This window comes from Marinomonas sp. MED121, assembly GCF_000153025.1.
In the GTDB taxonomy this organism is placed as follows: Bacteria; Pseudomonadota; Gammaproteobacteria; order Pseudomonadales; family Marinomonadaceae; genus Marinomonas.
The window spans coordinates 431,407-454,633 of sequence record NZ_CH672431.1 but is presented as its reverse complement, the minus strand read 5'-3'; the positions used below and the strand labels follow the sequence as shown (position 1 = coordinate 454,633).

The following is a 23,227-nucleotide window of genomic DNA, read 5'->3' as shown; positions in this document are numbered from 1 at the left end:
ACGGCCAGGATTACATGACAAACGAATTATCAGAGCATGAGATGCAAGTGAAAATAGCCCAGCTAGAACAACAACTGGATCAAGTGCGTAATGAACGCGATGCAATGTCGCTCATTTATGACTCTAGCTATCAAATTTTACACTACATTGCAGAAGGTGCGCCCACATCAACCATTTTTGATGGCATGATGGATCAAATTGATCGCTACTTTCCAAGCTACCAAGCCTGTCTTATGTTGGTTGATGAAACGGGTGCACAGTGGCGTATTGAAGCTGGCACTGGTATTGAGCATGACCTGGCGACACCTTCTGGTGTGATTGAAGACTATCCAATGCAGTACTTCACCTCCCATCTAGAGCAATCAAAGGAATGCTTACTTTTTGTTCCTAATCTGACCCAAAACCCTAGTTGGAGTGATTGGAATAAAGTCCTTAATCAATATGATGTTGATGTTTGTATTGCGCAGCCGTTTGAGTTTAAGGATGAAGGCCTTCTAGGTTATATGGTGGTTTTTGCACCTAGTTCAGAATCACAAAATATCAATGTCTTTAAGCGCTTATTAGATTGCTTAATGCATATGCTTAATTTGTCGAATCTACGTCAAAATGCTCAAACTCGTTTGTTAAACTCGGCTAACCATGACCCTTCTACTGGGCTTGCGAATCGTTATAACTTTAATACTAACTTCTCCATGATGCTCAAAGATGCTAAGCGTCATTTTCAGCGTCTTTCTGTGATTGTTATTGAAGCTAATCAAGCGAAAGATTTCAGCGCGCCTGCAGCAGAAGAAGTAAAAGATAGCATGCTAAAAGTGGTGGCTAAAAGGTTACAAAAAAGTGTGCGTGATAATGATTTACTTGCTCGCTTTACCGATTCTGAGTTTGTGATGGCATTACGCATTAAGCACCTTGAAGACTCTGAAATCATTGCCAATAAAATTTTGCAAAGTATGGAAGAGCCTGTCGTGATTGATGGTCAAAGCTATAAAATTTCTTTGTCGTTAGGGATTAGTTACTATCCAGAGCATTCAAGCTTTTCTGAATTGTATTCGGCGGCGAATAATGCCAAAAATAATGCAACCGAAACGCAAAAATACTGTATTGAATATCACGGTCGTTTTTGTCGAAACAGTGCTGACTTATACGATTTCTAACGCTAGTTTCCCTAGACCCTTTATCGCTAAGGGTTAATGCACTAAACAGTTCGATAGGCTTACTCTTTTTTGCGATAAGCCTTCGATTTACAGTTGAATTTCTCGCTCGTATGTTCAATATTAATGAGCGAATTCAATGATTTTAGAAACATTCTCAAATACTAACAGGAAGGCAGATTCAAGCCCTTCTCAATATATACAACTACATACTCGTTAGGAGATAGTCCCCTCCATGGCAATTGCCGAAAATATTGAAAAGACCCAAGCTGAAATAACGTCATTTGAACAAAAATATCAAAGAGCATTGGGTAGCGTAAAATTATTAGCCGTCAGTAAAACCAAACCCGTCAGTGCAATTGAAGAAGCCTACGCACAAGGACAACGTTTGTTTGGTGAAAACTATGTACAAGAGGCTGCGGATAAAAGTCAGCAATTGACCCACCTTAAGGGAATAGAATGGCATTTCATCGGTCCAATTCAATCGAATAAGACCCGTATCCTTGCACAGTCCATGCATTGGGTTCATACCTTAGAAAGAGCTAAAATTGCACAACGTTTAAATGAACAAAGACCTGCTGATTTACCTAAGCTCAATGTGTGTATTCAAATAAATATCAGTGGTGAAGAGTCTAAATCAGGGATTTCTCTTGCAGAATTAGACGAACTTGTTGAAATTGTACGCAATCAGCCCAATCTTATTCTTCGTGGCTTGATGGCGATACCAGCGCCACAAGTCTCCTTAGCGGACCAACTCGCCACTTACCAGCCGCTTTACGAGGCTTATCATGCTTTGGCTGAATCGGTTGAGACAGTTGATACCTTATCAATTGGTATGTCTGGTGATATGGAAGCTGCCATTGCGAGTGGTAGCTCTATGGTTAGAATTGGCACCGCAATTTTTGGCGCAAGAAATTACGCTTAGATTAAACAAATTTGTATTATCATGGGTGCCAAATTGGCCTTGATGAAGAAGATTAGGAAGTTACATGCAACAAAGCATTGCGTTTATTGGTGTCGGCAATATGGCTGGGGCTATCATTCGAGGTTTGATTGAAACTGGCTATCCTGCTGATCAAATTACAGGAACCGCTCGTAATGACGAAAAACGAGCGGCTTTCGCCCAAGAGCTTGGCATTCATATGACCCATGATAATGCCGCAGCGGTGAGTGATGCTGATGTGGTTGTATTGTGTGTTAAACCGGCTCAAATGGCAGAGGTCATTGCAGGATTCAAACCGATGGTGAGTTCTGACCAAGTGTATATCTCAGTAGCGGCGGGCCTAGGTTTAGACAGCTTGGCTGATTGGCTCGGTGATGTTGCCATAGTTCGCAGTATGCCTAATACACCTTCACAACTAGGCTCAGGTATGACAGGTCTGATTGCCAATGATAAGGTGAGCGATGCTCATAAAGATTGGGTAACTGAGCTCTTTGCCAGTGTCGGCGACTCCCTTTGGGTTGATGATGAAAAGCAAATGCATACTGTCACCGCGCTCTCTGGCAGTGCGCCTGCTTATTTCTTCCGTTTTCTAGAAGCCATGATCAAAAGTGGACAAGCGCAAGGTTTAGACGAAGCATCTTGTCGTAAATTAGCATCTTATACCATGTTAGGTGCCGCTAGAATGGTGACCGAAACCCCTGAAAATATCGCCCAATTACGAAAAAATATCACGTCTCCAAATGGCACAACAGAACAAGCGTTATTGTCATTTGAGGGGAGTGACATAGATAAAATTGTTGATCAAGCAATGCAGGCATGTATAACAAGATCGAATGAAATGGCGACTTTATTTGCCTCAACAACTGAGAAAAAGGACTCATAAACATGACGTCAGATCCGATTGTTTTTTTACTTAAAACCTTAGCGAATATTTATCTATTTGTTGTGTTATTAAGGTTAGTCTTACAATTGACCCGTGCTGATTTTTATAACCCAATTAGCCAAGGCATTGTAAAAGCGACAAACCCTCTAATTTTGCCTATTCGTAAGCTTGTGCCTTCGATTGGGCGAGTTGATTCAGCTTCAGTAGTCTTAGCTTTGCTCGTGCAGCTAGTCACAGTGGCGGTGGTATTTTTACTTAAAGGGTATGATGCGAGCCCGGCTCAGTATCTGATTTATACTGTGATGGGAACCATATATCATTTATTAGATCTTTATTTCTGGGCGATGCTGATTTCGGTTATTTTAAGCTGGGTTGCCCCTAATGCGAATCATCCCGGAGCCTTATTAGTGTTCCAAATTACCGAACCTTTATACCGTGTGGTAAGAGGCTTTGTGCCTAATTTGGGGGGGTTAGACATCTCACCAATTTTTATTTTCTTAGGTATTTCCTTTGCTAAGCAAATGCTGTCTGGCTTTGGTGGTATCTAAGTTTCGTCGGGTTATGCTTTGTAATTAATGACAGGTATCTAATCAGGTGAATTGAGTACCGAGGCGTAATTCGATATGATGCGCGCCTTTGATGGAAAATATGTGTAGAAATAATGCCTGTAGAAAACACAGTGTGTTATTCACTTTTTCCTCCTTTAAATATAAGTTCGGATGAGTGCTATGAGTGCAATTGCGGTTTACCCAGGAACATTTGACCCTATTACCAATGGCCATGCCGACTTGGTTGAAAGAGCTGCACGTTTGTTTAGCAAGGTTGTGGTTGCGGTCGCAGCGAGCCCTAAAAAACGTCCTGTTTTAGATCACGATGTACGTATCGCTCTAGCACGTAATGTATTAGGTCATTTACCTAATGTAGAAGTCGTTGGTTTTGATAACCTGTTAACTGAGTTTACACGCTCAGTAAATGGTCAGGTTGTTGTGCGTGGTTTACGTGCCGTCTCTGATTTTGAGTACGAATTTCAACTTGCCAACATGAACCGTGTTATCGCCCCAGATGTGGAAAGCTTATTCTTAACGCCTTCAGAAAAACACTCTTATATTTCATCTACACTAGTAAGAGAAATTGCCTCATTAGGGGGTGACTTTGGCCTGTTCGTACATCCAGAAGTAGAATCAGTGCTAAAAGCACGTTACTTGAGTTTAAAAGCGGAAGCCGCTGCTAAATAAGTGGGTGGCTAGCGTTAGGAAGTTATTATGTCTCTAAAAATTACAGACGAATGCATCAATTGCGATGTGTGTGAGCCAGAATGCCCCAACGAGGCTATTTACCCTGGCGAGCTCATCTATGAAATAGAGCCTGCAAAATGTACCGAATGTGTGGGCCATTATGATGAGCCCCAGTGTCAAATTGTCTGCCCTGTTGACTGTATTCCTCTAGACCCTAATCATAAGGAAACAGAAGAGCAGCTAATGGAAAAATACCTGACCTTAACTGGCCAGCTATAACACCATTTTAGAGCGCGACAAGGTGTACAAAAAAGCCAGTCTTGGAAACAAGACTGGCTTTTTATTTTTGCGTGTATCTCTTTATGAAACGCCTCGGCCTGAAGCGTCACCTAAGCATAAGAGTTACAGCTCAGTATCAAAGAGTGCTTGAAGACTTTGGCTATCTGGCAAGTCAATATCTTCATCAACCATCACAATTAAAGAATTGGCTTGAATTAGCTGTTTGGCTTTTGGTTGAGTCACGATTTCACCTTTTGTATCCTCAAAGCCTAAAGCTGTCCCTATGCCTGCTTGCATCAAGGTGATAACAACCTCGGCCCAGCTTTTATCTCGAATACTGACCGTGAGTCTTACCGTATGATCACCTTGATGACGGAATAAGTCTTCCAGTACCTGTTCTGTACCAGGTGCAATTAGAGAACGCACCAGCATCTCAGGGTAAGCTCTTACTGGGCGAATCACAGCATTTGCTCCTGCTGCTTTAAATCTAGCGCGATTATGATCGTCGACAGCCTCTGCTAAAACATAAGCCGTGCTATTCAATGCTTTAATACGATGTAAGGTGTCAAAGACGAGACTGTCACTGTGAGCGTTTTGGCTATCAGGGCTTAGCACAACAATAAATTTTGCTTTATCTGCGCTACAGGCTTCTAAGGCACCTTGATTAGTCGCTTCGCCTGTTTGGTGAACCGCGCCATAACTGCGTAAGCTTAAAGGCAGGCCTTCAGGGAAGTCAGGGGTTAAGAATTGAATTGGCGTATGAGCAAGGTCTGGCGTATTGCAAATTTGATCAACCAAGCGCTCTAAATAAGACTCTGTATACAGGGTCGGGGTATTAATAATTAATAAATGGTCATGCATGTTTTCCCACTCCAATTGGCCTTTAATGCCCATTTCTTTTTTTTGAATTCTAAGCTCAATATAGTCACTGGCAATCTGTGCTAGTAAGGCAATGCCTAAACCATAAATGAGCACGATAGTGGCTGCTTGTCCCCAAAAACTGGCGGCAGAAATGTCACCATAACCAGTAGTACTGGCTGAGGTCATGGTTAACCAAAATGCCTGCCACCAATTCATGTCTTCAAACATGACCATGGCGATACTATGGGCTGCTAAAACCAGCGCTAATAATAAAAAGCGGGTTTTTAAATCTCGACTAGCGTGCATATAAACCCGCTTACGAAAATCCTTACGCCCCTTCTTTTTTCTGAACTTTGTCCATAATGAATTCATCTTAGTGAACCACCCTTCTCACTGATTACTCAATCTTAAGGTTTATTCAGCCTCTAAAGGCATTGCATAATCTAGCTGACGCCAAGATTCATACACCATGATAGCAACTGTATTTGATAGGTTTAAGCTACGACTATTAGGTTGCATTGGTAACCTAAGTCTTTGTTCTGCAGGCAAGGCTTCAATAAACTCTATGGGTAAGCCACGGGTTTCAGGGCCAAACACCAAAACATCATTGGCTTCAAATTTAGCCTCGCTTGGAACCTTGCTGCCTTTCGTTGTTAACGCATAGACCTTGCCAATCTCTTGCGAGTCGACAAAAGCTTGCCAGTCTTTATGGCGCTTTACACGGGCAAGCTCATGATAATCTAAGCCAGCGCGACGGACTTTCTTTTCGTCTAAATCAAACCCTAAAGGTTCGATTAAGTGAAGTTTATAGCCTGTATTGGCGCACAGGCGAATCACATTGCCTGTATTGGGTGGAATTTCTGGTTGGTATAAAACGATATTAAGCATAAATCGGGCCTCTTTATATGCGGATCATTTTATCAGAATTATTACCCTAGCTAAGTCATTGTTAAAAAAATCAAAATTAATTTAAAAAGTGGTTGACGGCTTCTGCTTCTCATATATAATACGCCGCACTTGCCCTGATAGCTCAGTCGGTAGAGCAGAGGATTGAAAATCCTCGTGTCCGTGGTTCGATTCCGCGTCAGGGCACCATTATTTCCGAAAAAGGTCAGCTTTAAAGCTGACCTTTTTTCGTTCAGTCTTTCGCAAATAGAGCAATTTGCAAAAGCAAAAAGCCCCATAGGCCTTGGTCTGTGGGGCTTTTTTATTATCTGGCTTTCTGATCTTATGAATTGGTGTTTTGATTATGATTAGCAGTGCTGCATTTGCTTTTATCTTTGGTTTGTATAAAAAATGAACGCTTTTAAAATTCAGTCTGGTGCACGGACAGAAATGCCTGACTCTTTATTTTGAAGCAGCGCTTCATCTTAAATAAGATCCTGAAAATAAGTTAGCGATTCAATAACTTATCCTATATAATGCTTCGCGATTGCCCTGATAGCTCAGTCGGTAGAGCAGAGGATTGAAAATCCTCGTGTCCGTGGTTCGATTCCGCGTCAGGGCACCATCATTTAAAAAGGCCAGCTTTTATAGCTGGCCTTTTTTGTTTAATTTACGCCTTTTAGGCGTCGCATTATTTGTTATCGCCATGACAGTATAAGGAAGAGGCTAAGCTTTATTAAAAAAGCGTACGGCATTAAAGTTGTGTGGGATTTTCACCGTACGCAAGGGCTTAAAAGGGATAGATTAGTTCATAGGGTTTTGGAGTGAGTAAATACCTGTGTATTGGCCTTTAAAGTCATCTAAGTTTTACTCTTTAGTTGTCAAACAAGTGGGCAAATTCTGTTAGTGAACTTCTTGTATGACCATGACGTCCTGTTGTCCTTTTGGCGGTAATCATAGAGTTAAGAATGGCTTCTTCTGTTGACTCTGCTGCTGCTCTAAATAAAAGATCCAGCTCTTTTTCATGAATACGATTAAAACTCTCTATTGTGGCCTGTTTGTAATGGGAAACTGAATTTTTTGTGGTGAAAGCTAACACCACTTCACCGCTACCGTTACCTATATAAGAGCCTGTTCTACTTAAGCCAAGGATGGCCCTTTTTGCAACTCGTTTTAATTGCCGTTCGGTTAAAGGTAAGTCTGTGGCGAGAATAATAATAATCGAGCCTTCATCTGGCTGTTTATCATCACCATCAGTATTAATGATGTCTTGTCCAATCTGCTTTCCTGCGATTGTTAAGTCGCGTTTTTGTCCCATATTTGTCATCACTAAAGCACCTAGATGACCTTCTTCTTCACCCAGTTTTATGCGTCGTGAAGCCGTGCCAATACCGCCTTTTAGCTTATAGCAAGACATGCCAGTAGCTGCGCCAACAGAGCCTTCTTTAAAGTCTGAATCAGCGTTATTGAGTGCATTCATGACATGTTCTGGTTTGATATGACTACCCCGAATGTCATTCAGATAGGCATCATTGCATTCAAAGACCATAGGATTAACCGTACTGGTTGTATCGCCGATATCCTTATTTTGATCGAGCATATACTGAATAAGTACATTACTGGCGACTCCTATGCTTAAGGTATTTGTGAGTAGAATAGGGGTTTCAATAACCCCCATTTCCTCAACTTGCATTAGCCCCATCGATTTTCCAAAGCCATTGATAACATGAACCGCAGCGGTTATTTTATTTTGGAAAAGGTTTCTATCCTGGGGAAAAATTGCTGTTACACCCGTTTGAGCTGACCCATGGGACACTGTTGTGTGTCCCACCTTAATGCCTTCAATATCTGTAATTGAGTTTTTAGCACCTGGCTCCATCTCACCTATGGTGATACCAAAATCGCGGATACGTTTTTGTTCTAGCATAGTGGCAGACCTTATTTTTTACTCATTAGCGGGGCCGCTGGGCGAATTTCCCCTACTTTTTCGTTTCGAGAATTTAAAACGTCTGGTTTGATATGCTCTTGCAGTTGCTGTTTATGTGAATCAGACAAGACACCTAGCTGATCTAAAATAGCAAGCAAGGCCACACTGCGGCCTCTAGGGTTGCCGTCGGAAATTTTTAGTGCAACTCCCAAGCCTTGTTCTGGTAAAGCGGCAACAAAAACACCTTCTGCGCCATTCTTAGCGAGTACTGTACCTTGAGTGACCTCGATTAATTCACTCGCTGTTGAACCATGACCTGCGATATAGAGGGGCGCTTGTGCTAACGCCTTGTGTATTCTTTTAATTGCTTTAGCACGATCATCAGATAAATCTACTGGATTGGCAAAACGAGCCATAGCAGTACCAAGGCTTTTCAGTGGAAGTGTTATGGCTGGAAAGCCACATCCATCTACTCCGATAGGGTGGTTATGCGGGTCGAGCTGTGTAAGATCGGCAATAATCTCAAAGGAAAGCTTTTGAACCGGGTGATCGAGTTGATGGTAATTCTCTACCGGTTGCTTTAGATATTGCGCGGTTGTAAGAAATCCCGCATGTTTTCCTGAGCAGTTATGATGTATTCGACACGGGCTCTGATCTTGCGCCAATAACTTATGAGCACTTTCTGTGTGTGAAGGTAGTTGAGAGCCACATGCTAGATGATCTTGATTGAGACCAAGGCGGTCAAGCCATTCTCTTACTACGTCAACATGGATATCTTCACCTAGATGAGAAGCACAGGCTAGGGCGATTTCTGCATCGCTAAGCTCATACTGGCTACTGGCACCACTTTCGACCAAGCCAATTGCTTGTATGGGTTTAAGTGCTGAGCGTGGGAAGACTAATTGGTCAATATCACCCCATTGGTGAAGAATATTTCCTTTATAGTCACAAACAACAGCGGCCCCAAAATGGCGGCTTTCAACGGTATCTCCGCGAGTCACTTCAGTGAAAAGCTCATATAGTTTGTTCATGATTTTCCTCGGTTTTATTTAGAGGTGATAGGCTAGTAAGCTCAATTGATAACTGTTTATGAGCTGTGATTACCAAGCTATCACCTGTTTATTCATTTAAATGAGATAAGCGTATCCACTCCAATTGTTAAACAATAAAAATTGGAGGTACAAATCACTTGCTTTTTTTAGGCTGTTTTTGAAATCAGTGTTGGAGTATCTGGCTTAGGAAGTCTTTACCACGTTGTGATTGAGGATTAGCAAAAAAACTATCTGGATCTGCTTCCTCAACGATTCTTCCGGCATCCATAAAAATGACACGATCTGCTATCTTCTTGGCAAATCCCATTTCGTGAGTAACACAAAGCATGGTCATGCCTTCTTCAGCGAGCTCAACCATGGTATCAAGCACCTCAGAAACCATTTCAGGGTCTAATGCAGATGTGGGTTCGTCAAATAACATGACTCTTGGTTTCATACAAAGTGCCCGAGCAATAGCGACCCTTTGTTGCTGACCTCCAGATAGTTGTCCAGGGAACTTATTGGCATGAATATCAATATAAACACGTTTTAAAAACTGCATGGCGACTTCCTTTGCCTCTTTTTCTGGCATCTTACGAACCCAGCGAAGGGCAAACATACAATTTTCTAGTACCGTCATATGGGGAAATAAATTGAAGTGTTGGAAAACCATGCCTACTTCACTGCGGACAGCTTCAATATTTTTAATATCGTGAGTTAGCTCAATATCGTCGACAATAATAGAGCCTTCTTGGTGCTCTTCTAGGCGATTTAAGCAACGTATCATGGTTGATTTACCTGAGCCTGAAGGGCCACAAATGACGATTTTTTCACCTAATGAGACGTTAAGTTCCACATCTACTAGAGCATGAAAGTCGCCGTACCACTTGTTTAGTTTATTTACTTTAATGATAGATTCCAAAATACTTTTCTCCTCTGAGGGCACTTAATTAATGACCAGTCTCAAGCTGCTTTTCCAGAGTTAGGGAGAACCTGGAAATAGTAAATAAAATGACAAAGTAAATCATTGCCACAAAAATATAGACTTCAATACCGTATTTACCCCACTCGTCACTATTCATGGTTGCCATACCGACCGATAAGAAATCGAGCAAACCAATAATGGCAACCAAAGAGGTATCTTTGAACATACCGATAAATGAATTCAACATAGCGGGAATAGACACCTTTAGTACCTGAGGCATAATGACCATTGACATTGTTCGCCAGTAACCCACACCTAAGGCTGCAGAAGCTTCAAACTGGCCTACAGGGATTGCCTGTAATCCGGCTCGAATAATCTCTGCTTTACTTGCCGCAGAGACAAGTACAAGGATGAAGACCACACGTATCATCTTGTCGACTTCCATGCCATTAGGTAAAAATAGCTGTAACACTAACGCGCCCATAAACAGCCAGGTGATCATTGGCATAGCACGAAATAGCTCGATCACTGAAACACAAAATATACGAATGACAGGGCGTGTTGAGCGGCGACCTAAAGCGAGAAAAATACCCAAGGGTAAAGAAAGAATTGACCCTATTAACCCAAGAAAGATAGTGATGATTAATCCACCAAACTTGTTACTTGAAACACTGTCTAGGCCAAATACACCGCCGTAAAGTAAGACAAAAATTAAAGCGGGTAGGAATGCGACGATATAAACGAGTTTCAGTTTCATACTGATACGTCGCCATACTAAGACAACTAAGGTGAAGAAGCTGGCCGCAAAGACTAGATTGACGCGCCAAGTTTCCGTCTCAGGATAAAAGCCATAAACAAATAGGTCAAAGCGAGCTGCTATAGGTAACCAACAAGCACCTGCAGCGACTTCACAAGCTTCTTGGGTGCTACCTATAAAAACGGCATCGAAAATAGCCCATTGTAATAATGGCGGCAAAATTAAGATAAAAGCGATTATGACACTGAGAGTTAAAAAGCTATTGAGCAAATTTGAAAAGTATCGCTGACGCGCTTTTTGGAGCAAGGTCATTTTGTTTTGGGGACGTGCCCGACTTTCAGGTGGTGTTAAGTTCACTTTACTGAGTGTTTTATGTGTAGCCATTTTTTATCTCCTATTAGCGCTCAACAATGGCGACGTGTTTATTAATTTGGTCCATAATAGCGGCAATGATAAGGCTAATAATGCCGTAACTAACCATCATCAACAGTATGCATTCGATGGCTTGTCCTGTGAGATTTAGCGTTGTTCCACCTGTTGTTGCTGTCATTTCTGCGTACCCAATCGCTACACCTAATGAGGTGGTTTTTAGGATGTTTTGATACACATTTGTAAGTGGTGGCACTATGACTCTCATCGCTTGAGGTATCACTACCATTTTCATGGTAATTGAGTACCTAACTCCTAAAGCTGAGGCCGCTTCAAATTGACCTTTGGAAACTGATTGAACACCACCTCGTACTAATTCAGCCACATGTGAAGAGAAGTAAATGGAAAGAGCAATCCAAATAGCAAATAGCTCAGGTGCAATGGTAATGCCACCATCAAAATCAAACCCCGACAGCGTTGGAGCCTGCCAAGTAATGGGTAAACCAAATAATAGATAAGCACAGATAGTTCCCCCCCAAATGATTAAAGTATTAGATAAAAAGGTGGCTTGATATTTACCTGTTTCACGCATCAACTGCTGGGCTTTACGCTTACGAAAAAAAGCGTATGCGAGCAGGCAAATAAATAGAAATAAAACCCCCCACATACCTGATTCAAAGTTTGGATCCGGAAGATAAATCCCTCGATTGCTGATGAATACTGTGTTGTAAATATCAAAGCTTTGGCGCACTGGTGGCAAATGTAACGCAAGTGAAAACCAAATTACGATATGAACAAGAGAAGGGATATTTCTAATTACTTCAATGACATAACGAATAGAGTTGGTCATCAAAGGGTTAGGGCTCATTCTGAGAATACCAATAATAAAGCCCAGAATGCTGGCTGAAACAATAATAAGAAATGTCGCAAGTAGGGTGTTTAGCAAACCAACAATATGAGCTAAGGCATACGAATCGGTATCATCAAAATCGATTAAAGCACCGCCGATTTGATAACCAGCTTCTTGCCATAAGAAGCTAAAGCCAGTAGAAATGCCTAAGCGGTTAAGGTTCTCGATTAAATTGGCGCTTAAGTAATAGATGAAAGCACTAACAATGACTAAAAAAAGCACTTGGTCAAAAATGGCTCTTTTTCGTTCATCTCTTAATATCATCAGCATAGTTTGGGGCTACTCAAATTAAGTTATTAGGTAAATTGAGCAGACAAACGTGGTTTGACTGCTCCTTTGAATGAGTGGAAGGCTTAACGGAACGGAGGTGCGAAAACAAGACCGCCGTCATACCATTGTTGATTGAGGTTTCTTGTTAAACCCATACGAGTTTGTTCGCCAACATTTCGTTCAAATATCTCACCATAATTACCTACCGCACTAATAGCATCGTGAGCCCAAGTATTCGGTAAACCTAGCATTTCTCCATAGGCTCCTTTTGCACCTAATAGACGGGCTACTCTTGGGTCAATCGGGTGTTTAGCATGCTGCCCTACATTTTCTTGTGTTATCCCTAGCTCTTCTGCTTCCACAAGTGCATTACGGGTCCAAGTGATGACATCTTTCCAACGGCTATCATTTTGACGTACGTAAAGGGAAAGAGGTTCTTTTGCAATATTGTCTTGCAATACAACAAAGTCATCTGGGTTTGTGAACTTCTGTCGATCAGAAGCAAGCGCAGAAAGGTCATTGGTTATCACATCACAGCGACCTTTTTGTAATGCATCAAGGGTTTCAGGGCCTGCCTTAATGACAACTGGCTTGTACTTCATGTCATAAGTTCTAAAAAAGTCGGCGACATTTTTTTCTGATGTGGTGCCAGGGGAAATGCAAATTGTTGCACCATTAAGTTGTTTTGCAGATGTAACGCCAAGTTCCTTTTTGATTAAAAAGCCTTGTCCATCAAAGAACCAATAGGCAGCAAAATCGACACCGAGTTTTGCATCTCGAGAATAAGTCCAGGTTGTGCCTTTGACTAGTACATCAATTTCGCGTGATGTTAGTGACGTGAAGCGAACTTTAGAAGTAACAGGTACTACTTCAAACTTAGTCTCATCTCCAAAAACAGCACTAGAGAGTGCTTTACAATAATCGATTTCCATCCCTTGCCATTGGTTATTGTCGCCAGGCATAGCAAACCCTGCTTTTGCCTCACCAGTCCCGCAACGAAGAAAGCCTCGTTTTTTGACGTCATCAAGGGTGTCAGCAAACACAGGAGCAGTGGCACCCATTCCTGTAAGAAGCGTGACACTTGTAATCGCTGATAATATTGTTTTTATTTTGATCATTATTAACCTCGTCTAATAAGTTTCGCTGTGAACGAAGAGGGTAAGGCAAATGATCCTAACTGCTGATTTCATTTGGATTCTTTATCAGAAACGCTGACTTACCCTCTGCGTTTCACTTAACATTAAGCTAGCCATTTGCTTGAATCCAATGCCGTTATCAATGTGACTCATGCAAAATATGCATTGTTTGAGTTTGCTCTTTAACTTTCTTATACTGATTTTAGGGCTAACCACCTCCTACCTTCCCTAGAGCATAGAGAGTTTTATTGATGGAAATTAAGTTACTCGAAGATTTTCTCAGTTTATGCAACTCAGGTAATTTTCGTATTTCTTCAGAACAGCGCTTTGTTTCTCAGCCAGCTTTTAGCCGCCGTATTAAAGCATTAGAGACTTGGTTAGGTGCAGAACTAATAGATCGTACGAGTTATCCTGTTCAACCGACTGAAATAGGAAGAGAGTTTAAAACGACTGCTCAACAAATTGTTCGCCTTGCTTATCAGGCGCGAAATGATATAAGGGCGCAAACAAGAGGTAATGAAGAGAAGCTTTGCATTTCTACTTTAAATACCCTTGCTCAGTTTTTTATTCCTATATGGATAAAAGAGCTTAATCCTTATATAGATACAGAGTTTTTAAGTGTGAGGACGGATTTTAGAAGCGTTGATGCCTATTTAAGTTCTTTAGATGAAGGTATCGTTGATTTTTTTATCAGCTATGAAGATAAATATCAGTTTAATTTGATTGATAAAGAAAAGTATCCATCATTACTTCTTGGAAGAGAGTCTTTAGTACCAATTGTAAGTCCTGATGAAAATGGTAACCCTAGTTGGCTGCTATCAGGTAAAAACACTCAGCCAATACCCTATCTACAATACAGTGTGAGTACTCAGCTTAACCGTTATGTAACACATAAGCTTGAAACGAGTTATAAAAATTTAAAGCTAAAGCCTTCTTATGAATCTTCTGTGACAATGAATTTAAAAGCGATGGCACTTGAAGGTTATGGCGTCGCCTGGTTACCGCTTTCAATCATAAAAGATGAATTAAAAGATGGCCGTTTAATGCGAGCCGATGAAATATCTGAGGATATTCAAATGATGATTAAAATTTTTAGATATGGTGATAGTACTGAACCAAGAGTAGATAAAATTTGGCAAGTACTCGTAGAGAGAATCGCTCTTCATGATGAGTATTAAGATCAAGTTACTATAGGTGAGGCCAGCTTTTATAGCTGGCCTTTTTTCGTTCTAAGCACTAACAAAATTTAAAGCGCAATAACGTTCAATCTTTTCAAATGAGGCTGACTTAAGCTGCAGGCATTCATATTGTGTGAGAATCGTTTGAGGATGCTTAAATGTTTGTAGTCGTTATTTCTATGATGTTGTTTGCTCTGATAGGCGCAATTTCCCCAGGGCCTGTGAATATTATCGCGACAGGCACTGCCGCAAGTTTTGGTTTTAGACGTACCCTTCCCCATGTGATTGGCGCGACTTTGGCGTATACCTTGATTGTATTTTTAGCGGGTATTGGTTTAAGCCAACTGCTGTTTGCCTTTCCTAGCTTGAGCCAAGCGTTACAGGTGTGTGGCTCTGCTTTTCTGCTGTATATGGCCTATAAAATTGCCTCTGCACCTGTGCAATCCATGGAAGACGATACCCAGAAGCAATCACCTCCTAGCCTATTACAAGGGGCTTTAAGCCAATGGCTCAACCCTAAAGCTTGGTTAGTCTCTATGTCGGGAGTCGCTGTATTTGTTAATGTGAATAACCCTTACTATCTGTACCTCTTAGCTTTTTGTCTTGTCTCATTCTTTATGTGTTTTATTGGGATTGGCTCTTGGGCCTTGATGGGCGATGTGATTCGACGTTTTTTATCTAACGCTAAGCAGCAGGTGCTATTTAATCGACTTATGGCCATCTTGTTAGTAATCTTAGTTGTCTTAATGACGGTTAGTTTTTAACCAAAGAAAGGAGGTAGTAAATGGCTCAAGACGATACGGTCTTTTTTAAAAAAAGCCCCTTGCTGCCCTATGCCGAATTGCGTCGTGCCAATGGTTCAAGCGCTTGTTATCAAACCCATAGCCATGATGAATTCTCTTTTGGTGTTATCGACAAAGGTAGGGCTAACTACCAAAACCTAAATAAGCACAATGACATCATTCAAGGGGATACGGTTACCATAAATCCTGGGGATGCCCATTCCTGTAACCCTGCCGATGGCGAGTGGTCCTATCGTATGCTCTTCATAGATGCGAATTATATGGGCCAGCAACAACACGAGATTTTCAAAGGAGATACATGGGATTTCTTGCCATTTGATGATAATTACCAGAGAGATAAGAAAAGCTACCATCTTTTCGAACAAGTCTTTAACAGTCTTTTATCGCAAAATGACTTGTTGGCTGCCGAGTGCTTGTTACTAGACTATATACAGCATGCTTTTGAAGCTAAATATGCCATACACTCAGACCTGATTCGCCCTGATATTAATCGCGTCAGTCGTGTTAAAGACATGATAATGGATGCCCTAGAGCAAAATATCACCTTAGATGACTTCTCCCAAGAAGTAGGTTTGAGTCGTTATCATCTGGTGCGCAGCTTCAAACAGGCTTATGGTCAGTCTCCCCATGCTTTCCAGCTCGACCAACGTATCAAAAAAGCCAAACTGTTACTGCAAAATGGCCGTAGTCTTATCGATACCGCAAGTGATTTAGGCTTTGCGGATCAAAGCCATTTTCAACGACATTTCAAAAAACGCATGGCCATCACCCCAAGGCACTACCAGTCTTTTTTTGTGTGAATATTATTATTTAGTGCCTTTGCTGCAGGGTTAGAAATAGCTCCCTAACAAAAGCCGAGGCATAGGAGAAATAATGGGGTTAATTCAAAGTACACTGCCCCAGCAAAGCGGCAAGACAAAAGGCCAGCTAACGCCCATTGGTTAGTTAACCTTAAGCATTACAAAGCCCTTTCTATAGAAATATAGAAAGGGCTTTTTTGTTTCAAAACAACGGCCTACTACCTTGACTCAAATAGCTAAAACGTTTCTGATAGGTTGCTTTAGTAACTACCAAAGCTTTCAGGGATGAATATGCGGTCAAAAGAACATTTATGGAATTTACGAAGCTTTTGGGTAGCTATCTGCGTTCCTGTCGCCTTAGCATGTTTTGTGTGGGGAGCAATGTACCGTAGTGGCTTGCCTGACCTTTGTTGGTCGCCTGATTGCTTTAACTACGCTTTCGAATTATTCAAAGTGCCTTTAGCTATACTAGCGCTTATCTTTCCGGCAGTAGCTTTAGTCGCTTCACATCATAGATCTGTACAAACAGCTGCTCAAATTGAAAAGGCTGAATCCCAAATTGTTTTAACTGAAGCAAAAAACAATTTTGAAAATTACTATAAGCATCAGGAATATTTCCACGAATATATTAATAATATTAAAAATAGGCAAACGGTAGAATTTGAGTTTTTTAATATTTATGGTCTATATAAAAAAATTCATCCAAAAAATAACATTAATAAATTTGAAACCTTTGTTATTGATGATGGAGTTTTGAAACAAGTTTCATTTTTTGTTTTCCGCTTTGAAAAACTTCTTTCTGAAGACAGTTTTGATGAAATAAATTCAATGGAATGCTATTCAAATATCTATCATATTTTTAATTTATTAAATATAAATAAAATCAGAGTTTTTTCTGATAGTTGTTGGCTAGAATTTATAACTAATGAAGGGTTAAGTGTTAAAAATGAAAGCGAAATTGATAATTTTATAATTGTCATGAGAAATTATATTGTTATCATTTTAAATGAAATTATCTCTTTCTTTTCACCTGATGACGTATACATTACAGACCTATCTTCTGGTTTTTCTACTGCTTATATTACTTGGTCAAAAGAACAAATTATTAAGCAAAGACTTCTTGAAGTTGAAAAGGAAAATTCTTAATGCCACACTCTCAAAAACTAACCGAACTAAAAGAGTTTAAGTGGGCACTATGGGGGCCGCTTGGCGCTGCTTTTATCGTAGCGATTGTCATCACTTCTGCAGACTACTACTCACCCGAAAGCCTTCAACTTTTCTTAACTTCTGAGTGTTTTAATGATGCGATTAAAAGGCATAAATTTAGTTTAGGCGTAGCTGCGTTAGTCTTTCCGTTAGTTGCACTTGTAGCTTCTAATCACAGATCTATTCAGACTGTTGCACAAATTCAAGCGACAGAGCAAAAAAACAGTTTTGAAAATCATATTAAACATAAAGAAGTATTCAAAAGTAAAATTGAAACGCTAAGCAAAAAGTATGGTTATGAAAAAGTAGATGTTGAAGAACTTTATAAAGCAATATTTGTAAAGAATAGCGCTAGTTACTTTGAGCCATATGTTGATATAAACCATAAAACTCTTTTGAATTATTTAGATGAATGTTTTATAAATATTTCCTTTTCGCAAAAGGAAAATACTCACTTAAGTTATCTTTATTTTTTAGAGTCTATTTTTGAAATTAACAAGCTATTATCTCCTTACTATGAAGATTCAGATTATCGTCTTACAAATATTGTATTAGATTTGGGCGTTTCTAAATTATATTTGTCATTTTCTCTTGATCTTTATAATGAAATTTCATCATTTGCATTTAATAAAAAATCAAGTTTAAGATTTAATAAGGGTAATAAGAGCTTTATAGTTGAAATATATAACTTTGAAACTTTAGCTTTTGATGAAGATCAAGGTGAAGAAGATAATGAAGACTGGGGAGAAAAAACATATAAATTTGGTTATGAATTCCGAGCTTATTTGTCATCTGAATATAATAATCAAAAGCTAAACTTAAAAAATATTGATGAGTATTTTAACACAAGAAGAGATATAAGGCTGTTCTAGTGAACCTACTCTGATGATACTCAAGTATTACGCAGGGTCTTCACGTGATGATTTATATCTGACTTATACTCATTGACCACCTTCAATCAGCGGTCTAGCTTTATTGGATTCACTCAAGGATGAGGAATCTCACATGTCAAAACTATCTAATCGCCAAGCTCCAGTGTCGTCTTTCTTTAGATATTTCTCCTTTCCCTATCGTGACCTTTAGATCGAATTCATGTGCCTAAAAGAGGTAAATGACGAATCTATTCCCAAATTGGGAAATATTTATTGACGAATAAATGATTGTTTCCCATAATGGGAAAAGGAGTTTCTATGAGAGTCATATCCAGAGCCCATTTGCGAGACTTCTGGTTACACGCTAATTACCAAGATGCGGAACAGCCTCTGAAGTCATGGTATGACGAGGTTAAGAAGGCTCATTGGAAAACACCGCAGGATATAAAAGCACTTTATCGAAATGCGAGCTTAGTGGGAAATAAGCGTGTGGTTTTTAATATCCATGGCAATAAATATCGGCTAATCGTGGCAGTTAATTATGATTTTTCCATGGTTTATATCCGTTTTGTGGGAACTCATGCTCAATATGACAAGATAGATGCAGCGACCATCTAGCCCTAATTAAGGGGGTAAATTATGAGAAGCCAGATCACAACAGGTCAGATACTAATGTCCAGAACAAGCAGAGCCAAGCTATAAAAAGTTAAAATAGAGAAGGTTAGAGGAGGAATAGAATATGCACATTAAACCGATCAAAACAGCCGAAGACCATAAAGCCGCCCTAGCCCGCATAGAAGAATTGTGGGATGCAGAGCTAAATACACCAGAAGGTGATGAGCTAGAAATACTAGGTACACTGGTCCATGTCTTTGAAGAAGTTCACTTCCCCATTGATCCGCCCAACCCTATTGAAGCCATTCGATTTCGTATGGAACAACAAGGCCTTGAAGATAAAGACCTAGTACCTTTTTTAGGTACCCGTAGCCGCGTCACAGAGATTCTAAAATTTCAGCGTCGTTTATCTTTAAATATGATTCGAAAGTTGCATAAAGGCTTGAATATTCCTCTGGATATTCTCGTAAAGGATTATTGAATTGCCTGAAACTCTGTACTTTAACTCTGCATTTTAACTCAGTAATGTAAAAACAGCTCTTTGAGCCCTTGTTTCATTCTATGCACTATTTTATTAAGACGATAAATAGTCCTTTCTTATCGCAGTTCAAATATAAATATTTATCACTTCATTCATAACAGACAGTTCTTAGATCTCACTATTTTAAAATTTATTCTTGTACATTTAATATTTATGTACAAGAATAAACTTATACAAATTTTCTTGTTGTATAGATAACTCTGTTTTGTACAGCTTGATGAGTCTAGTGGAGAGGGCTATGTCTTTAGAAAGTGAAGTACCTGTCGCAGAAGAAGCGGTAAGCCGTGAAACCGCGGCGGAATGTGTTGATGTGGCGATTGTTGGCGCAGGGACAGCTGGATGTTTGATGGCAAATCTGTTGCAAGAAGCAGGTGCTAACTGTGTTTTGATCGAAAAAAGTCGTGGTCTAGGGGGGCGTTGTAGCCGCCGACGTGTGAGCATTGCTGCGCCTTCTTCAGGTCAGTTGTCTCGCAAGCGAAACAAAAATAGCCTTAGCAATAGTCAGAATGAAACGACTCAACTCAGCATTGATCTTGGAGCGGCGTCATTTTCTCCAGAGTCCATTAAGCACAAAACCCTTGAAGATCGTATTCATAATTGGCAAGAAGCGGGTATTTTAACCTCTTGGCGCTATCAAACGTGTCATTTTGGCTTTGAGGTGTTTGAACCTTTTGAAGAGCCTACTCATGGGCTGACGGCGCTCCCTTCTATGAATACCTGGCACAAACATATGGCGGCTGGAGTGAAGCAAATTACCGCATGTAGGGTGTGTCAAATCGAGAAAGTGAGTTCAGTATGGTACTTGTACGATGAAGAAGGTGAACTCATTGTGATGGCAAATAAGGTGGTTATCACAAGCCCTGCTGAGCAAACCTTAGGCTTGTTAACTGCTTCTGGATTATTCGAAGAATCTCTCGAATATCAAAGAGTTAAAGCAGCGTCAGAGATGAGTTTAGGCCAGTATGTTTGTGCCATAGAAACACCTTCTTTGCTTGATCACAGGGTAGGTGTATATCAAGGAGGGCATGGCATTTTAGCTAAAGCAACTCGACTATCTCATAAAGGCATTCTGCATGAGACGGCCAACCATAACATTGATAAAGACATCTGGATGTTAGAGAGCAACTATCAATGGGCCAAAGCGCAAGAACAAGAAGGAGTCTCCCAAGAAGAGGCCGCGTTAGAGCTGGTTCAAGCTTTTTGTTCGCAGTTTGCTATTCATGATCCTGTTCGCATTTTAACCTCCCATTATTGGCGCTTAGCGAGACACAAGATGGGTTCAGATACAGGTCCATCTTATATTTTAGATACAGATTCAAACTTAGGGATCTGTGGAGACTGGTTAGATTCAGGTGATATTGCGGGAGCGCTCAACAGTGCTCAAAGCCTTTTTAATGTTATGAATCAAAAGTTTATAAGTGATGAGCTAAACCAACAAGAGGAAAGGGCATGAGCATATTCGAAGTAAGAGCTGAGCTAGCTAATCTGAAAAATATCGCCGTTATTGGTTGCTCTGGTGCTATAGGTAAAGCTTTAGTCGAGGTGCTTATTAGTCGCTTTCCCGATGCGCGTATTTATGGTTTTTCTCGCGCGGCTTCACTCCACTCTTTAGAAGATAAAACAGATAAATATCAAGAGGCTAGGATTGATTATGATGATGAAGAGTCAATTGCGAAATGTGCTGACTTAGCCGCTCACACTGGTCCTCTTGATCTCGTCATAGTGGCGACAGGCATATTGCATCAAGGGGAGATAACGCCAGAGAAGTCATTGAGAGAGTTATCTGCCGAAAAGATGATGGCGCTTTATCAAGCCAATTGCATTACCCCTAGCCTATTAGCGAAACACTTCATCCCGCAGTTAAATAAGCAGTCGACCTCAGGATTTGCTGCTTTGTCCGCCAGAGTAGGTAGTATTTCTGATAATGGGTTAGGCGGTTGGTATGCCTATCGTGCTTCTAAGGCCGCCCTTAATATGGTGATTAAAAATGCGGGTATAGAAACCGCAAGGCGAAATAAGAGCGCCATTATAGTGGGTTTGCACCCAGGCACGGTCGACAGTGATTTATCTAAGCCGTTTCAGGCCAATGTCCCCGCAGGAAAGCTCTTTTGTCCTCTAGATTCAGCTAACTATCTTTTGGACACCTTATTAACGTTAACCCCCAATCAAACCGGCAAGTGCTTTGCTTGGGACGGTCAGGAGATAGCCCCATGAACAAACCTTTAGTGATTCATTGGTTTCGACAAGATTTACGCTTATCTGATAACCCTGCATTAAGTGCTGCTGTCAGCCAAGGCGATGTGCTGCCAATTTATATTTTGGATGATAAAAATGCGAATGAATTTGCCATGGGAGGAGCTAGCCGCTGGTGGTTGCATCATTCTTTAACGGCGTTAGATGCCTCATTAACAGCTTGTTTAAATCTGTATAAGGGTGAGCCGCTTGAGGTGTTGCTAGAGCTTATTGAGCGATTGGATGTGACCCATGTGGTTTGGAATCGATGTTATGAGCCTTGGCGCATGCAGCGGGATGAGAAGATAAAGCAAACGTTGAAAGAAATAGGTATTCAAGTGCAAAGCTATAATGCCTCGCTTTTATGGGAGCCTTGGCAGATTAAAAAGCCAGACGGCACAGCTTACAAAGTCTTCACCCCTTTTTATCGTAAGGGCTGTTTAAAAGCCGAAATGCCAAGGCAGCCTTTACCAAGGCCAGATAATCAAGCGGTTTATCTTAAGGATGATAAGGGGCAGGCGTTAGATGGGTTAAACCTCTTGCCGACCATTGCTTGGGATGAGCCCTTTAAAGATCTGTGGCAGATAGGTGAAGACAAGGCGCAAAGCCAGTTTTTCAAGTTCTTAGAAGAAGGATTAGCTAGCTATAAAGAAGGGCGTAATATACCTTCAAAGCCCTTTGTAACACGCCTTTCTCCGCATATTCACTTTGGTGAAATCTCACCTAATCAGCTTTGGTATGGGGTGCAAAGTGTGGCAGATAATGAGCATGTGGATCATTTTTGTAGCGAGCTTGGTTGGCGAGAGTTTTCCTATAGTCAGTTGTTTGTTAATCCAAGTTTACCCACACACAACCTGCAATCTAAGTTTGATGCTTTCCCTTGGCGAGAGGAAGATACTTCGTCTAAAGATTCTTTATTAAGGGCCTGGCAACAAGGTAAGACTGGTATTCCTATGGTAGATGCCGGCATGCGAGAGCTGTGGCAAACCGGTTATATGCATAACCGAGTACGCATGATAGTCGCGTCTTTTTTGGTTAAAAATTTGCGTATTCATTGGCATCAGGGTGAGCGTTGGTTTTGGGATACCTTATTAGATGCAGACCTTGCTAACAACAGTGCCAGTTGGCAGTGGGTCGCAGGTTGTGGCGCCGATGCAGCACCGTATTTCAGAATATTTAATCCTGTGGTTCAAGGGCAACGTTTTGATGCTGAAGGGGACTATATTAAAAAATTTGTACCTGAAATTTCTCTATTACCAAAAAAGTACCTGTTTTCGCCTTGGGAAGCGCCTGAATTAGTGCTGCAAGAGGCCGGAGTCAAATTGGGTGAGACTTACCCTCAGCCTATTATTGATTTAAAAGCCTCCCGCGAAGCCGCACTAGAGGCCTTTAAATCACTTAAATAAGCACTTTTTACT

The 23,227-nt window shown here is 40.7% G+C and carries 24 protein-coding genes and 2 tRNA genes; 18 read left to right on the top strand and 8 right to left on the bottom strand.

Annotated features, from left to right (window positions below; translation table 11 throughout):
* Positions 1-14 precede the first annotated feature (14 nt).
* From MED121_RS13640 to MED121_RS13615, 6 genes are all read left to right on the top strand, one after another.
* Positions 15-1,154, top strand: coding sequence for a GGDEF domain-containing protein (locus MED121_RS13640; RefSeq protein ID WP_009834297.1), 1,140 nt, complete (start codon positions 15-17; stop codon positions 1,152-1,154).
* A gap of 232 nt (positions 1,155-1,386) precedes the next feature.
* Positions 1,387-2,076, top strand: coding sequence for a YggS family pyridoxal phosphate-dependent enzyme (locus MED121_RS13635; protein WP_009834296.1), 690 nt, complete (start codon positions 1,387-1,389; stop codon positions 2,074-2,076).
* A 64-nt stretch (positions 2,077-2,140) separates the two neighbouring features.
* The gene (proC, locus tag MED121_RS13630) at positions 2,141-2,977 is read left to right on the top strand and encodes a pyrroline-5-carboxylate reductase (protein WP_009834295.1); all 837 of its coding nucleotides are present in this window, start codon (positions 2,141-2,143) and stop codon (positions 2,975-2,977) included.
* Between the two features lie 2 nt (positions 2,978-2,979).
* Positions 2,980-3,525 (top strand): YggT family protein, encoded by a 546-nt coding sequence (locus MED121_RS13625; protein WP_009834294.1) that lies wholly within the window; start codon positions 2,980-2,982, stop codon positions 3,523-3,525.
* A 180-nt stretch (positions 3,526-3,705) separates the two neighbouring features.
* On the top strand, positions 3,706-4,212 hold the full coding sequence (coaD, locus tag MED121_RS13620; RefSeq protein WP_036180497.1) for a pantetheine-phosphate adenylyltransferase: 507 nt from the start codon (positions 3,706-3,708) through the stop codon (positions 4,210-4,212).
* Positions 4,213-4,239: 27 nt separating this feature from the next.
* Positions 4,240-4,491: a YfhL family 4Fe-4S dicluster ferredoxin gene (locus MED121_RS13615; RefSeq protein ID WP_009834292.1), complete on the top strand. Its 252-nt coding sequence runs from the start codon at positions 4,240-4,242 to the stop codon at positions 4,489-4,491.
* Positions 4,492-4,614: 123 nt separating this feature from the next.
* On the opposite strand, the gene MED121_RS13610 is transcribed toward MED121_RS13615, so the two are convergent.
* Both MED121_RS13610 and trmL read right to left on the bottom strand, forming a co-directional pair.
* The gene (locus MED121_RS13610; RefSeq protein ID WP_036180493.1) at positions 4,615-5,724 is read right to left on the bottom strand and encodes a potassium channel protein; all 1,110 of its coding nucleotides are present in this window, start codon (positions 5,722-5,724) and stop codon (positions 4,615-4,617) included.
* A 42-nt stretch (positions 5,725-5,766) separates the two neighbouring features.
* Positions 5,767-6,240 (bottom strand): tRNA (uridine(34)/cytosine(34)/5-carboxymethylaminomethyluridine(34)-2'-O)-methyltransferase TrmL, encoded by a 474-nt coding sequence (gene trmL, locus MED121_RS13605; RefSeq protein WP_009834290.1) that lies wholly within the window; start codon positions 6,238-6,240, stop codon positions 5,767-5,769.
* A 131-nt stretch (positions 6,241-6,371) separates the two neighbouring features.
* Between trmL and MED121_RS13600 the strand changes: the two genes are divergently transcribed.
* Together MED121_RS13600 and MED121_RS13595 are read left to right on the top strand one after the other, a co-directional pair.
* A tRNA-Phe gene (locus tag MED121_RS13600) sits at positions 6,372-6,447 on the top strand.
* A 339-nt stretch (positions 6,448-6,786) separates the two neighbouring features.
* Positions 6,787-6,862: transfer RNA gene (locus MED121_RS13595), tRNA-Phe, on the top strand.
* 249 nt (positions 6,863-7,111) lie between these two features.
* Here MED121_RS13595 and MED121_RS13590 read toward each other — a convergent pair.
* The 6 genes from MED121_RS13590 to MED121_RS13565 all read right to left on the bottom strand — a co-directional run bounded on the left by MED121_RS13590 (position 7,112) and on the right by MED121_RS13565 (position 13,544).
* Entirely contained in the window at positions 7,112-8,164 is a 1,053-nt protein-coding gene (locus MED121_RS13590) for a P1 family peptidase (RefSeq protein WP_009834289.1), read from the bottom strand.
* Positions 8,165-8,175: 11 nt separating this feature from the next.
* The gene (locus MED121_RS13585; protein ID WP_009834288.1) at positions 8,176-9,195 is read right to left on the bottom strand and encodes an asparaginase; all 1,020 of its coding nucleotides are present in this window, start codon (positions 9,193-9,195) and stop codon (positions 8,176-8,178) included.
* A gap of 184 nt (positions 9,196-9,379) precedes the next feature.
* Entirely contained in the window at positions 9,380-10,117 is a 738-nt protein-coding gene (locus MED121_RS13580) for an amino acid ABC transporter ATP-binding protein (protein WP_278043830.1), read from the bottom strand.
* 28 nt (positions 10,118-10,145) lie between these two features.
* Positions 10,146-11,261: an amino acid ABC transporter permease gene (locus MED121_RS13575; RefSeq protein ID WP_009834286.1), complete on the bottom strand. Its 1,116-nt coding sequence runs from the start codon at positions 11,259-11,261 to the stop codon at positions 10,146-10,148.
* Positions 11,262-11,274: 13 nt separating this feature from the next.
* Complete coding sequence (locus MED121_RS13570) at positions 11,275-12,426, bottom strand: ABC transporter permease subunit (protein ID WP_009834285.1); 1,152 nt, start codon at positions 12,424-12,426, stop codon at positions 11,275-11,277.
* An 83-nt stretch (positions 12,427-12,509) separates the two neighbouring features.
* Positions 12,510-13,544 carry an amino acid ABC transporter substrate-binding protein gene (locus MED121_RS13565; RefSeq protein WP_036180489.1) on the bottom strand — a complete coding sequence of 345 codons (1,035 nt, stop codon included), beginning with the start codon at positions 13,542-13,544 and terminating at the stop codon, positions 12,510-12,512.
* Positions 13,545-13,813: 269 nt separating this feature from the next.
* On the opposite strand from MED121_RS13565, the gene MED121_RS13560 reads away from it, so the two are divergent.
* The 10 genes from MED121_RS13560 (at position 13,814) to MED121_RS13515 (ending at position 23,215) form a co-directional block, all read left to right on the top strand.
* Entirely contained in the window at positions 13,814-14,740 is a 927-nt protein-coding gene (locus tag MED121_RS13560; protein ID WP_009834283.1) for a LysR family transcriptional regulator, read from the top strand.
* A gap of 158 nt (positions 14,741-14,898) precedes the next feature.
* Positions 14,899-15,504: a LysE family translocator gene (locus tag MED121_RS13555; protein ID WP_009834282.1), complete on the top strand. Its 606-nt coding sequence runs from the start codon at positions 14,899-14,901 to the stop codon at positions 15,502-15,504.
* A gap of 20 nt (positions 15,505-15,524) precedes the next feature.
* Entirely contained in the window at positions 15,525-16,343 is an 819-nt protein-coding gene (locus tag MED121_RS13550; protein WP_009834281.1) for an AraC family transcriptional regulator, read from the top strand.
* Positions 16,344-16,634: 291 nt separating this feature from the next.
* Positions 16,635-17,489 (top strand): hypothetical protein, encoded by an 855-nt coding sequence (locus tag MED121_RS13545; RefSeq protein WP_131470990.1) that lies wholly within the window; start codon positions 16,635-16,637, stop codon positions 17,487-17,489.
* Entirely contained in the window at positions 17,489-18,421 is a 933-nt protein-coding gene (locus tag MED121_RS13540) for a hypothetical protein (protein WP_009834279.1), read from the top strand. Before MED121_RS13545 ends, MED121_RS13540 begins: the two co-directional genes overlap by 1 nt.
* Positions 18,422-18,739: 318 nt before the next feature.
* Entirely contained in the window at positions 18,740-19,039 is a 300-nt protein-coding gene (locus tag MED121_RS13535; protein ID WP_036180487.1) for a type II toxin-antitoxin system HigB family toxin, read from the top strand.
* Positions 19,040-19,160: 121 nt separating this feature from the next.
* On the top strand, positions 19,161-19,517 hold the full coding sequence (locus MED121_RS13530) for a DNA-binding protein (protein ID WP_009834277.1): 357 nt from the start codon (positions 19,161-19,163) through the stop codon (positions 19,515-19,517).
* 298 nt (positions 19,518-19,815) lie between these two features.
* Positions 19,816-21,030, top strand: coding sequence for an FAD-dependent oxidoreductase (locus MED121_RS13525; RefSeq protein WP_009834276.1), 1,215 nt, complete (start codon positions 19,816-19,818; stop codon positions 21,028-21,030).
* Positions 21,027-21,791, top strand: a complete 765-nt coding sequence (locus tag MED121_RS13520; RefSeq protein WP_009834275.1) for an SDR family NAD(P)-dependent oxidoreductase — start codon at positions 21,027-21,029, stop codon at positions 21,789-21,791. The genes MED121_RS13525 and MED121_RS13520 overlap by 4 nt, the downstream gene beginning before the upstream one ends.
* Positions 21,788-23,215, top strand: a complete 1,428-nt coding sequence (locus MED121_RS13515; protein WP_009834274.1) for a deoxyribodipyrimidine photo-lyase — start codon at positions 21,788-21,790, stop codon at positions 23,213-23,215. The genes MED121_RS13520 and MED121_RS13515 overlap by 4 nt, the downstream gene beginning before the upstream one ends.
* Positions 23,216-23,227 lie beyond the last annotated feature (12 nt).